Genomic DNA, 12,663 nt, shown 5'->3' on the forward strand with positions numbered 1-12,663 from the left:
AAAAAAAGGAGAAGCCGAGGCTTCTCCTTTTTTACTAGCATTTGGCATCATTGGGCTTCCAATGCTCATGCCCACATAGATGTCATAGTGGTGCTAGCCATACAGTTCCGGTTCCCCTGTATACATTAACCAGCCCTTCGCCGGAAGCGGCCGAGCCCATTTTGGTTTTTCCCGATTTTTCGACGGTGAACTGTAGGGTGTTGGACCACATAAGGGCAAAGTTGCCATCCACCTTGAGCACATCATTTTGCAATTCTATAACGACTGCTTCATCAGAAGGGATCGGCGCTTGAAGTGCCAGCACTCCTTTTCCACGGGCGCTTAAATTAAATAACCCTTCTCCGCCCAGTGCAGCAGAAGAAAGATTACTGCGTGCAACGACGGATATGTCCAGCGTGGTGTCGCAAGCTAAAAACAATCCGTCTTCGATGGCAATGTCATCATTATCCACATCAATGAGCCAAATATATTGGTAGGTAGGCTCCAGCATAATGGTCCCCGTGCCTTTATAATGCGGTTTAATAGCACCTGTCCCCGTTACAGCACCGGATACCAAGTTTCGCATTAAGCCTCCGACGCCTTTTACACCGGTAGTCATTTCCATGCTGCCTACAGTATACTGCATGGCACCTGCCCTCATCATAATCTCACTATTATTGATTTCGATCATGAGCTGCTTGCGGCGCATGTTACTTTTGCTCATATAGTAATTGTCTTTTGCAGCTGCAACCGAGGTGCAACTCAAATCTGTTATGTATTCCAGTACCGTAAATCCACCTAATTGGTCAGTGATGGCAACATTGCTGTTATCCTTTAAATTATTAATGACAAAAGCCATAATGTATGTGCCTCCTTGTTGTTTTCATGGTGTGGGGATGGAAATCTTATTTATTCCATACCATAAATTCGACAAAGAGACTGCTTTTCCTGCGTGGATCTCGGCACTTCTCTCGCCTGATTTTCAGACTTAGAAAAGGAGAGCTTGAAAAAGATGCGAAAAAGGTTCAATATAAAGATATCGGTTTTTAAAATGATTTACTTTGGAAGCAGCCGAATAAAAATGAAACATATAATAGGGGGTAGCATAAGTGGAGATAGGTATAAGCACATTTGTAGAAACAACACCGGATCCCCAAACCGGTGAGGTCATCAGTCACGCACAACGGATACGTGAAGTGGTCGAGGAAATTGTACTTGCTGATCAGGTAGGACTGGATGTGTACGGCGTGGGAGAGCACCATCGTAAAGATTATGCGGCATCTGCTCCAGCTGTTATACTGGCTGCTGCTGCGGCACAAACCCAACGAATTCGCCTAACCAGTGCGGTTACGGTGCTTTCATCGGATGATCCGGTGCGTGTGTTTCAGGACTTTGCTACGCTGGACGGTATTTCGAATGGACGAGCTGAGATTATGGCAGGCCGAGGTTCTTTTATCGAATCGTTCCCATTGTTTGGATATGACCTGGATAACTACGATGAGTTGTTTGATGAAAAGCTGGAGCTGTTATTGAAAATACGTGAATCCGAAAAAGTGACCTGGAAAGGTGGACATCGGCCCGCAATCAACAATTTGGGTGTGTACCCGCGTCCGGTGCAAAATCCTTTGCCTGTATGGATTGGGAGTGGAGGCAATCAGGAATCAGTGGTTCGTGCGGGCTTGCTTGGATTGCCGTTGGTGCTTGCCATTATTGGAGGCAGCCCTATGCAGTTTGCACCATTGGTGGAGTTGTACAAAAAGGCAGCTAAACATGCAGGTCATGATGCATCGCTGCTTCCAGTTGCATCCCACTCGCATGGTTTTATCGCGGAGACTACCGAGCTTGCAGCGGATAAGTTTTTCCCTTCCACTCAGCAGAGCATGAATGTGCTTGGGCGTGAACGTGGTTGGGGTCCTTATACTCGTTCCAGCTTCGATGCCGCGCGCAGCTTTGAAGGAGCATTATATGTGGGCGATCCTGATACGGTAGCCAAGAAAATCATTCACCTCCGTAAACAGGTAGGCATTACACGGTTTCTATTGCATGTGCCCGTCGGCACGATGCCGCATGATGATGTCATGAGAGCTATTGAATTATTGGGAACAGAGGTAGCGCCACGGGTGCGTGAAGAGATATCCAAGTGGGAATTCGAGAACAAATAGGCGGATTGACCTCAGTATCGAGAAAGATAAAGGAGCAGACCATGTGAGGAGGTCGCTCCTTTTTTGGTTCTAAATAATCTGTACAGGTGGGGCCGATCAGATCATTGTTATTTGGTCCGTTTTTTATGCGTGATGCGTCTTTGCAGGAGAGGCTTTCCTTGTTTTAGTCTCTTAGGTTTTGCAGGAACTCTGCGCAAGATAGGTTTCTCTTGAGTTGCTTTGGAAGGCAGCGTCATGCGGAGTGTGGTTGATGCAGGTTTTCTTTGACTGCTGCTTGTTATAAAGTCGATAGTATAGTTCAAGACGAACGGGCTAACCGCAATTCTCCGCAGTCCCACGTTTCTACAAGTGGTACAGCCTGTATCCCAGCACCAATCGAAGGCATTTTCAGGAACTTGAGTGAAGTATGAACCTCGCCATGTACGTCCAAAGTCATCCTCGGCATAATAGAAAAACGTATTACCTCCGGCGAAACCGCTCCATACTTGAATCGTTTGACCGGGGTTCACACGAAACCAGCCTGCTTTAGAGTAGTTTGAAAGAAGGAAACGGACAAGAGTCTTTTAATTGCTAAAGTTGAACCATTTGCTGATGTCTATTTTGTGATGTTCATTCATAGATCGCCATTCGTTTGATTCCGGTTGATAGGTATAATCTTTTTGCCAGGTTATGATGTTTTCCACGATAGCCCGTATGGAAGAGACAATATAGGAGACTTCCTGATTGGTCATCATGGGATGAAGCGACAGACGCACCCAGCCCGGCTTTCGAGATAAGTCTCCCTCATGAATCAGGTCTGTCATTTGCTTAGATGCTTGCTGGTCGATGCCCAGCAAATAATGTCCATAGGGGCCTGCACATGAACAGCCGCCTCGGACCTGAATGCCAAATCGATCATTTAGTAGTTTTACAATCAGGTTATAGTGAATATGACCGACAACGAAAGAAACGATTCCCAGCCGATCTTGGCTGTTTCCTCCCAAAATATGCAGACCTGGTATGGTGCCCAAGCCTTTTAGCAATAATGAGGTCAGCTCCTTTTTACGCTCCAACATGCGGCTGTATCCCATTTGTTCCTTCAGCTGAATACAGAGCGCGGTTCGAACAGCCTGTAGAAAAGGAGGGGTCCCTCCATCCTCGCGTGCTTCAATACTATCTTTATACTCGTATCCACCCCAAGGATTGGTCCAACTCACCGTACCGCCCCCGGGTTGATCGGGAGCACAATGGAGGCACAGCCGCGAATCCATAATGAGAACGCCGCTTGTACCGGGGCCACCAAGGAATTTGTGAGGGGAAAATACAATTCCGTCCAGTTTCTCAAGGGGATCTGTAGGGTGCATGTCGATCTCCGCATAAGGTGCGCTTGCCGAAAAATCAACGAAACATACGCCGCCATGTTCATGCATTTTGCGGGATAACTGGTGAATCGGCACTTCAAACCCTGTAACATTGGAGCAGGCGGTAAAAGCGCCAATCTTGATCGGGCGATGCCGAAATTGAAGCAGCAGTCGTTCGAGATGAGCTGGATCGACCATTCCTCCAGGACCTGGAGGAAGACACACAACGTCTCCAATGGTTTCTGCCCAGGAAATATGATTGGAATGATGCTCCATGTGTGTAACAAAAATAACGGGACGGTCTTTTTCAGCGATGGGGTAGAGGGGCTTTAATTTTTCATGTATTTTCAATCCTAATAGTCGCTGAAGCTTATTCACCGCACCTGTCATCCCGGACCCGGCGAATAGAATGATATCATGTTCATTGGCATGAACGTGGTTCTTAATGATTTGTTTTGCTTTTTCATAGGCTTGGGTCATTAGAGTACCTGTCAAATTAGACTCCGTATGCGTGTTCGCCACAAATGGACCTAATTCATGAACTATTTTCGACTCGATGGGGCCATACAGACGACCGCTGGCTGCCCAATCCGCATAAATCAGCTTTTTAAGCCCATATGGAGATTCAAAGGTCTGGTGATAACCGATTGTATTTTCGCGATACTTTTGGAAATAAGCCTCGTTAGAAGGCTGATACCTACAGTTACTACTTCCGATTCGAGCCATGAGCATACGGCGCCTCCCAAGTCGTTCTATCTTCTTAGGGTACGTAGGGAGGCTGGAATAGGTTAAAAAAAATAGGCGAATGTCATCATTTAGTCAAAATAAAAAGCCTCATCCAATAGCAGGATAAGGCATGAGGATATATTAGATAAAAAGCTGCATATCCGACTCAAGCGCATCTTTTAGATACGTTTTTGCCTCGATAATTTCCAGTTCAGGGATGAATTCTTCCGGTTTAAAACCCATAATATCCACCGATAGCTTGCAGGCATAAAATTTGACGTTTTTCTTCCGGGCTCCTTTCAGGAAATGGATCAGCTTCGGTGCCTCATTGTCTTCCAGCATTTCCGTCAGCATCAGCTTGCCCAGACCGCTAAAATTCATATGGGATAGCGGTAAAGCTTCAGGCCCCTTGGGAGTCACCAGATCCATAAGTTTCTCGTAAATGGTCTTGTCCTCAAGCGTCATTTTATCGGGATCACGAACCAATGATAATCCCCAGAATGCAAAAAACATCGTAACCTCGACATCCAGCTCCCGAGCTGTATTGGCCAAAATCAGTCCGGCCATTGCTTTATCATAATCGCCGCTGAACATAAGCAGATTCATCCTTTTGTCCACGATCTTCCGCCTCCATTACCAACAGATATATTCAGTATGGATTTGGAAAGGAGAACTATGCCCAGTTCACATATTGATCACAATTGTGGGGGATGTATTGAATTGAAAGCAGGCTATACGCTTCAAGCGAGCGTTTACGATTTTGATCATGATGGAACCAACGAATTAGTCATTGCAGCGGGTGACTTAGCTACGAATGCTGAGATATGGGTTTTTTCATTTACAAATGTAGAAAACATTAAAAAGATAGATCCCTTTCATCAGGAGTTAGCTGTAACAGGGCAATCCTATATTACTTTAGATGGACATGAATTAGATGTGCCTTATGGCTCTCAAGGTTTATTTGAGACTTATAAGTATATAGATAAAGAATTTCTTACTCCGGTAAAGTAAGCTCGCCGTTACCAATGTCATATCTACAAACCACTCCCATTCTGTATAATCTCAAGGGAATTCAAGACACAAGCCTGAGATCGGGAGGACAATAAGAAAGTGAGTATAGAGAACAAATATAAAGCACTTGAGCTGGAGAAGCCGGGCATTTATGAGCTAGAGGGACTGGAAGTCGGGGTCACCTCTAATTGCAACTTCAAGTGTGATTACTGCTGCGCATATCAGCGGAACGACGGACAATGCATTAGCAGTAAAGAGGTCAAAAGTATCATTGATGATATTCCAACGTTAAAACGTGTGCGACTGTCCGGGGGAGAAGTGACCTTGAAGTATGAGGACTGTCTGGATATTGTGGCTCACTGTTCGAGCAAAGGAATCGCTACCCAGCTCAATACCAATGCCAGCTTGCTCAGCCCTGAACGAATTGAGAAGCTGCGTGACGCGGGGCTTTCCAACATTCATATCTCCTTCAACTTTACGGATGCCGATAAATATGCACAGTATTATCATGTTCACCCTCGCATGTATGAGAAAATCGTTCAAAATATTCGGTTATGTACCGAAGCCAAGCTGGAAACGGTGCTGGAAACTTTGCTATTTGCAGAGACACAGAACAATATGCCAGCAATCAGTGAAAAAGTATACGAACTCGGTGTGCGCATCCACGAAATCCAAAACAGCATTGTGATGGATCATACGAATTGGAACGCGATCTCCACCAAGGAAGCACTTGTCCGTTCCGTTCATGACCTGATTGCACACAAGAAAGACGATACCGTGCTGTATTTCACCTGTATGGACCGTTTTGCTGAGGCGCTGGGCTTTAAGGAAGAGCCAGGTGTATATTTTTCCAACTGTGTTGACGGTAAGAAACAGCTTCATCTTCACGGGAACGGGGATATTCTGATCTGTGAACTTTGTCATCCTGTGGTCATCGGTAATATTTATAACGGAACGTCCTTAAAGGATATTTACAAAAATAAGCCGAAGCAACTTCAGGAGTTTCTCGACAAACTGCCTTGTCCTGCATATGATGCGCTTTTTCCTGTAGGAAGCAAGTAGACATGATTTGAGATTATGAGACTACAGCATCTATCACCCTAGTAGTCAGGGTGGTAGATGTCCTTCATGTAACTCCATGAGTCCTTTATTATTTGTTTTAATGAAAGGGTTTACATGCTAAAATATATAAAAATGCGAACTTCTTAGGAAAGAAGGAGTAGATATGAGATATAGAAATGTAGGCAATAGCGGTCTTAAAATTAGCGAAATTGGACTGGGAAGCTGGTTAACGTACGGAACAGCCGCCGAACAGGAAGCAGCTCATACCTGTATTGCCAAAGCCTTTGAACTTGGAATCAATTTCTTTGATACCGCGAACGCGTATAATCGTGGAGAAGGCGAGAAGGCTATGGGAGCCGCTTTGAAGCCTTATCGAAGAGAGAGCTATGTGCTTTCTACCAAGGTTTTCTTTCCTATGGATTCTGGTCCCAATGACAGAGGACTGTCACGCAAGCACATTATGGAGCAATGTGAGGCGAGTTTGAAGCGCCTCGGCACAGATTATATCGACATGTACTTCTGCCATCGTTATGATCCAGACACTCCGTTGGAAGAGACACTGCGGGCGCTAGATGATCTTCAGGCTCAAGGCAAGATCCTGTATGCTGCGGTTAGTGAATGGAGTGCTGCCCAGCTCACGGATGCCTATGGTATCGGAAAACGGCTGAATCTGCGCCCGCTGATTGCCAATCAGCCGATCTATAATATGTTCGAGCGTTATATCGAGCATGAGGTACTTCCCGTATCCGGTCAGGTAGGCCTCGGCCAAATTGTATTTTCACCTCTGGCCCAAGGCATACTCACAGGTAAATACAAGCCGGGACAGCCTATACCGACGGGTAGCCGCGGGGCTGATGCCTCTGTCAATAATGTCATCAGCAGTTATATGAACGATACCGTTCTCAACTGCGTTCAGGAGCTGGATCAGCTGGCGAAGGACTTGGGTATCACCCTGTCACAACTCGCGCTTGCCTGGATTCTGAGAGAACCGGGGATCAGCGCTGCACTGATTGGGGCTACTAAACCGGCACAGATCGAGGAAAATGTGAAGGCAGTCGAGGTGACTTTGCAACCGGAGACCTGCGCGGAAATTGAGCAGATTCTGAAGCAAGCAGAGGGTTTTGAGCCTTTGCGCTAAGCATTCACACGAGCCTCTATTGAGGGAAGCCATCAATAACAAAGTCTCGCTCTTCCTGTCCGTAACAGAGAAGGGCGAGACTTTTTAACTGGCATCAAGCATGGCATAGATGCCTGAAACCACACTAAATGCGATTCCGCTCACTAAAACAAGGATTTGCTTCTTGCTGAGATCCAGGGGATCAAAAAAGATGGGCAACAGCCATTTTAGGGTGATAACAGCCCATAAGCCCTCCAGTAACCCTAGTATCAATACCTTTTGCCCCCAGTGAAGCTTCATTTGCGGTGTTAGCGGACCTTCAAGAAACAGGTCACCTGAAGTATGAATATTCCAAGAAACAATAACTACGAATATAAGAAGAGTTAACAGTGTTGACATAATATAGGCGATATCTTTTTTGGCCTTTTTCGTAAGTTTTGGCGATTTTTTAAACTCAGGCAAGCCAATCAGGAGAAAAACGATTCCCATAAAAATAGCCACGCCTATAAAGGAACCCAGTATAATATTCGCTATGATGCCGATGCCATTGATGATTAATAATAAAATAAGCTCCCCCCTTGGGGTTACGATGATAGTTATTTTATTGTACACGCAGGAACAAAAATGCTCAAATATTTGGAAAAGCCCCCGGCACTTGTGCTGAGGGCATTTTTTGAATTTTTGCCAGTTATAATGCTGATTTAATGACCTTTTTATAATACAGAATGGATAGCACTCCAAAGATGGAATATAAGGCGGTGTATAGTACCATCACGATGATCATAGGCATCCAAACTTCGGTCCCAAACAAGAACCAGCCGGATTGGACGGCGAAATAGCTGTGTGATAGGCCGATCACTAACGGAATGCCGAAGTTAAAGAGTTGTTTTATTTTAATGCCTCGCAGCAGGTCACTTTGGGTGAAGCCTAACTTTCTCAATACAGTATAATTGGCCTTTTCGTCTTCGCTCTCATCCATTTGCTTAAAATAAAGGATGCAGCCTGATGTAATGAGAAAGGTGAGTCCCAAAAAGCCAACGACAAACATGATCACTCCCATATTTCTCTTCTGATTACTGCTCATTTCAAACTGTGATGTTTGTTGATCATTAAAATTGGCAGCTGCAAAGAGGCGATCGGCTTCTTCAATCTGCGCTGCATTTAGCATATCAATTCCAATATATAAGGAGGACTTCTTTTGGATCTCTGGATTTACATCTTTCTTTAACCGCTCAAAAATGGTTTCGTCTACAATGACAGTGGGTACTCCCCCGGCTGCAAAATAGTATGGAATCACATAATCCTTTTTTAGACCCACATATTGTTGAGGTATGACTTCTGTTTTCCCCTTCAAATCCAAGGGTCCAAAGTCTTTCAAGGACATGAATTTCTGTAACATATCATTATAGCCCGTTAAAACCGATTGGCCTGGAGATACATCCGTATCCTCCACAGATCGGTCGCTTACAACAGGCAGTGTCGTGAAATCCGCACCCTTATTTAATTGTTCCATAGGAGTCTCCATAATTTGTGCTGTCTTCACACTGACTTGAATCACTTCAATTTTCTTTTCTCGATACTGTATATCATGCTCATGAAGTAACGCTTTGAATTTCTCCGCATCCGGCACATTCGTCATGGCAAAATGGGAAGGTACATTATCCTCAGCTGCTTGATCCGCAGAATAATAGGCGATATAGCTTAAGGATAGTAAACCGATAGCAAGTGCCGATACTGTCGTAATAATGGTTAACAACAAAGCATTGGATTTCATGCGGAACATAATGGATGAGAGGGACAGCACCTCATGAATGTTTAAGTAGCCGCCTTTACTTTTTCTGATGATATTGGAAATAAAGCGGATGGACCCTTTATAAAAGAGAAATGTTCCGATGATGACAGAGCCCAAAATAAACACCATTGCCATAAATAGCTCATTTAGGGATGTAAAGTCTCCACCAAATAATCTGGAGGAAACATAGTAACCTAACGCGATGAGTGAGACGCCAATGATCCCGATAATCATCTCAAAGATCGTTATTTTCTTGATTTTCCCTTCGGTGGTTGAGGTCACTCGGAACAAAGACAAAATACTTTGTCTTTTGATAAAAGAGTAATTCATGACCATAATCAGCAAGTAGATGACAACAAAAACGATGAGTGTTTGAGTCAGTGCTTGGTTCGAGAAATATAGAGTGGCAATAGCCTCGATGCCCGTCGTCTTAAATAAGATCATGATCACTAATTTGGAAAAAGAAAATCCAACCCCAATTCCAACGAAAAGAGAACCGAAGTATAAAATTAAGTTTTCAGCACTTAGAATGCGAAAAATTTTACTTTTTGTCATTCCGATCAGTTGAAATAGGCCAATTTCTTTACTGCGTCTTTTTATAAAAATATTATTAGCATACAAAAGGAAAATACATACAATAGCGACCAGTAAGACGGATGCTGCCCGTATAGAAGCTGCGCCTTTAACAGAGCCCTTCACTTCGTCCATGGAGGGATCGTATTGTAATGTGACAAAGGCGAAATAGAGCGCAACACTGAAAATGAGAGCAAAAACATAAAGGTAATAATTTTTCAGGTTTTTTTTCAAATTCTTTAGAATGAGCAGATTAATGTTCATATTGGACCCCGCCTAAGACCGCTTGGGTTTTCATGATATCCTGGAAGAAGCTCTGCCTTTCCTGCACGCCTTTATGAAGCTGCGTATACATTTGCCCATCCTTCATAAAAATGACTCGGCTGCAATGGCTGGCTGCAACAGGATCATGCGTGACCATAATAATAGTTGCTTTGCGCTTTTGGTTCAGCTGACCCAGCTTGTTTAATAGATCAGAAGCCGACTTCGAATCAAGCGCCCCCGTAGGTTCATCGGCAAAAATAATCGTAGGCTCATGAATAAACGCTCTAGCCGCAGATGTACGCTGTTTCTGTCCACCCGAAATTTCATTGGGATACTTGTCCTTGAGCTCATAAATCCCCAGCTCTGTAGCCACCGCCTGAAATCTTCGGTTGGCCTCTTTTTTAGGCGTTTTGGTGATAGATAGGGGCAAAAGGATATTCTCCTTCACGGTGAGCGTATCCAGCAGATTATACTCTTGAAAAATAAAGCCTAAATGCTGTTTGCGGAATTCAGCCAGTTGCTTTTCTTTCATTTTCGTCATTTCGATATCATTGATCTTAATGGAACCGTGGCTTACTTTATCAATGGAGGAAAGGACATTTAGCAGAGTGGTTTTACCTGAACCGGAGGCTCCCATAATACTGACAAATTCACCTTCCTCAATAACGATATCTATTCCCTTCAAAACCTCCTGCATATTTAGCTTATTACCATAGCTTTTGTGAATCTTATGGGCTTCTAAAATATTCACTTCGATGCACTCCTTATTGTTCTTGTAGCCTTATTATAAAAATCGTGCCGATGCTTTTCCCTTGATTGGGCGAACAATACATAAAAGCATGTGACATCTCTGTCACATGCTCATCATACTTACGAAATCATTTCGTTTGGGGAAAATTAAAGTGAAGGTAGTACCCGTGTTCGGTTTGGAGTGCACATCTATATGTATGAGCAAGGACTGCGCTGCCTTTTTCGTTAAATATAACCCCATGCCTGTTGAAGTATGATCGGAATGTTGGGTCGTGGATGTAAAACCTTTCTCGAAAATACGAGGTATATCCTTCGGATCAATCCCACGCCCAAAGTCTTGAACCTCAAGCTGTATTCGATCCTTATGTTCATAGCTGTGAATGATAATATCACTGGCATCGCTATATTTGATGGCATTGGTTAAGAACTGTCTGATGATAAAAGCTAGCCATTTGGCATCACTTAGCACTTCCATTTGCTCAAGTCGGATGTCAAAACCGATCCCTTTTTGGATGCACCATGACTGTAATGCTTTGATCTCTTTAAAAACCAGAGATTTTAAATCTACTTGCTCGACGTACAAATCGTTTTCAATAAAAGATATGCGCTTCTGGTGCAACTGTTGGTCCAGCAGTAAATGAATTCGCAGCCATTCATAAGTTAGCTGAGCCTTAAGAGATTTGTCATCCAGTCGCTCAATCATCAAATGCATAGCGGTTAAAGGTGTTTTCACCTCATGAATCCATGATAACAGTTCATCCTTTTCGTGTTCCAGAGTCAATTGATTTTGCGAGATCATCTGTTGTAGTCGTTCGGTCTGATGGACAATTTTGTGTTCAATGATTCGCTCAAATGGACTTTCAGGTTCGCCCATTCCGGTTAATTGGAGAGGCCCCTCCCATTCTTCCAAGGCCCTATAGAACTTGGTTTCCTTGGGATAGCGAACGATTAAAAAAACCAGGAAAACCAACATAGATAAGAAAACGACATACAGGATCGGCATTAACGGGATGGCCGTATCCACATAAGCAATGAGAAGGATCAGCATTTGTTGGCATACAAAAAGTAGAATCCAGCTCCGCCTCTCTGTAAGGTATTTTTTAATCATAGGCAGGTGCCTCTTCTGTAGCCATGTAGCCTTGCCCCACTTTTGTTTCAATGAAACAGCCCAAATCCAACTCGTCCAATTTTTTACGCAGGCGGTTCAAGTTGACGGTCAGGGTATTGTCGCTGACAAAACGTTCATCATCCCAGAGGCTTTTAATTAATTCCTCTCGTGTGACAATTTTATTTTTTTGTTCAATCAGCAGCTTCAAAATAAAAATCTCGTTCTTGGTTAATTCGATGGAGCCAGCCTCATTGGCTACTACATTTTTTTCATAATCGACCGTCGCTCCACGCCATGTTTTCAGGGAAACAGGTTCGGTATTGTAATTATATACACGGCGAAGAGTCGCTTGTAATTTTGCAATCAGTACATCAAAATGGAAGGGTTTTTGGATAAAATCATCCGCTCCAAGCTGCATTGACATTACTATATCCGTAGGGTGATCCCGCGATGATAAGAAGATAATCGGGACGTTAGAGTGGGATCGAATCATTCGACACCAATGAAAACCATCAAATTTCGGCAATTGAATATCAATCACGACCAGATCGGGCTTTATCGTTGTGAATTCTTGAATGACTTTACTAAAATCCCGGATGCCGTACACATCATAGGCCCATTGAGTTAACCTGTCCTTTATTTCATGGAACAAAGTTTCATCATCTTCAATCAGCAAGATTTTAAACAACGATTTCACCACTTTTACTTTTTTATATAAAGTGTATAGCAAAATTTGTTTATGTGCTATATGTGAAAGAATCAACTTGATATTGCGATAA

General features: G+C 43.7%; 13 protein-coding genes. 4 read left to right on the forward strand and 9 right to left on the reverse strand.

The window, feature by feature from the left end; translation table 11 throughout:
- Window positions 1–82: 82 nt before the first annotated feature.
- Window positions 83–838: an AIM24 family protein gene (locus tag G7035_RS08960; protein WP_016822536.1), complete on the reverse strand. Its 756-nt coding sequence runs from the start codon at window positions 836–838 to the stop codon at window positions 83–85.
- A gap of 250 nt (window positions 839–1,088) precedes the next feature.
- Between G7035_RS08960 and G7035_RS08965 the strand changes: the two genes are divergently transcribed.
- Window positions 1,089–2,141 carry an LLM class flavin-dependent oxidoreductase gene (locus G7035_RS08965; protein ID WP_017426052.1) on the forward strand — a complete coding sequence of 351 codons (1,053 nt, stop codon included), beginning with the start codon at window positions 1,089–1,091 and terminating at the stop codon, window positions 2,139–2,141.
- Between the two features lie 107 nt (window positions 2,142–2,248).
- Here the strand turns inward: G7035_RS08965 and G7035_RS08970 are convergent, their stop codons facing one another.
- The 3 genes from G7035_RS08970 to G7035_RS08980 all read right to left on the reverse strand — a co-directional run bounded on the left by G7035_RS08970 (window position 2,249) and on the right by G7035_RS08980 (window position 4,825).
- On the reverse strand, window positions 2,249–2,650 hold the full coding sequence (locus G7035_RS08970; protein WP_017426053.1) for a hypothetical protein: 402 nt from the start codon (window positions 2,648–2,650) through the stop codon (window positions 2,249–2,251).
- 54 nt (window positions 2,651–2,704) lie between these two features.
- Window positions 2,705–4,213, reverse strand: a complete 1,509-nt coding sequence (locus tag G7035_RS08975; RefSeq protein WP_019689023.1) for an aminotransferase class V-fold PLP-dependent enzyme — start codon at window positions 4,211–4,213, stop codon at window positions 2,705–2,707.
- A gap of 135 nt (window positions 4,214–4,348) precedes the next feature.
- Window positions 4,349–4,825 (reverse strand): DsrE/DsrF/DrsH-like family protein, encoded by a 477-nt coding sequence (locus G7035_RS08980; RefSeq protein WP_016822540.1) that lies wholly within the window; start codon window positions 4,823–4,825, stop codon window positions 4,349–4,351.
- 102 nt (window positions 4,826–4,927) lie between these two features.
- Here G7035_RS08980 and G7035_RS08985 point away from each other — a divergent pair, with 102 nt between their 5' ends.
- The 3 genes from G7035_RS08985 (at window position 4,928) to G7035_RS08995 (ending at window position 7,418) form a co-directional block, all read left to right on the forward strand.
- Window positions 4,928–5,218: a hypothetical protein gene (locus G7035_RS08985; RefSeq protein ID WP_147288176.1), complete on the forward strand. Its 291-nt coding sequence runs from the start codon at window positions 4,928–4,930 to the stop codon at window positions 5,216–5,218.
- Between the two features lie 99 nt (window positions 5,219–5,317).
- The gene (locus G7035_RS08990) at window positions 5,318–6,280 is read left to right on the forward strand and encodes a radical SAM protein (RefSeq protein ID WP_019689021.1); all 963 of its coding nucleotides are present in this window, start codon (window positions 5,318–5,320) and stop codon (window positions 6,278–6,280) included.
- A gap of 163 nt (window positions 6,281–6,443) precedes the next feature.
- Window positions 6,444–7,418, forward strand: coding sequence for an aldo/keto reductase family protein (locus G7035_RS08995; protein ID WP_019689020.1), 975 nt, complete (start codon window positions 6,444–6,446; stop codon window positions 7,416–7,418).
- An 84-nt stretch (window positions 7,419–7,502) separates the two neighbouring features.
- Here G7035_RS08995 and G7035_RS09000 read toward each other — a convergent pair whose 3' ends face one another.
- The 5 genes from G7035_RS09000 to G7035_RS09020 all read right to left on the reverse strand — a co-directional run bounded on the left by G7035_RS09000 (window position 7,503) and on the right by G7035_RS09020 (window position 12,572).
- On the reverse strand, window positions 7,503–8,009 hold the full coding sequence (locus G7035_RS09000) for a hypothetical protein (RefSeq protein ID WP_230877843.1): 507 nt from the start codon (window positions 8,007–8,009) through the stop codon (window positions 7,503–7,505).
- A gap of 76 nt (window positions 8,010–8,085) precedes the next feature.
- On the reverse strand, window positions 8,086–10,026 hold the full coding sequence (locus G7035_RS09005; protein ID WP_019689018.1) for an ABC transporter permease: 1,941 nt from the start codon (window positions 10,024–10,026) through the stop codon (window positions 8,086–8,088).
- Entirely contained in the window at window positions 10,016–10,777 is a 762-nt protein-coding gene (locus G7035_RS09010) for an ABC transporter ATP-binding protein (protein ID WP_017426060.1), read from the reverse strand. The genes G7035_RS09005 and G7035_RS09010 overlap by 11 nt, the downstream gene beginning before the upstream one ends.
- Before the next feature lie 102 nt (window positions 10,778–10,879).
- On the reverse strand, window positions 10,880–11,884 hold the full coding sequence (locus G7035_RS09015) for a sensor histidine kinase (protein WP_019689017.1): 1,005 nt from the start codon (window positions 11,882–11,884) through the stop codon (window positions 10,880–10,882).
- Window positions 11,877–12,572: a response regulator transcription factor gene (locus G7035_RS09020; protein ID WP_016822550.1), complete on the reverse strand. Its 696-nt coding sequence runs from the start codon at window positions 12,570–12,572 to the stop codon at window positions 11,877–11,879. The genes G7035_RS09015 and G7035_RS09020 overlap by 8 nt, the downstream gene beginning before the upstream one ends.
- Window positions 12,573–12,663: the final 91 nt, after the last annotated feature.

Origin of the sequence: Paenibacillus polymyxa, assembly GCF_015710975.1 — a bacterium.
GTDB classification, from domain to species: domain Bacteria; phylum Bacillota; class Bacilli; order Paenibacillales; family Paenibacillaceae; genus Paenibacillus; species Paenibacillus polymyxa.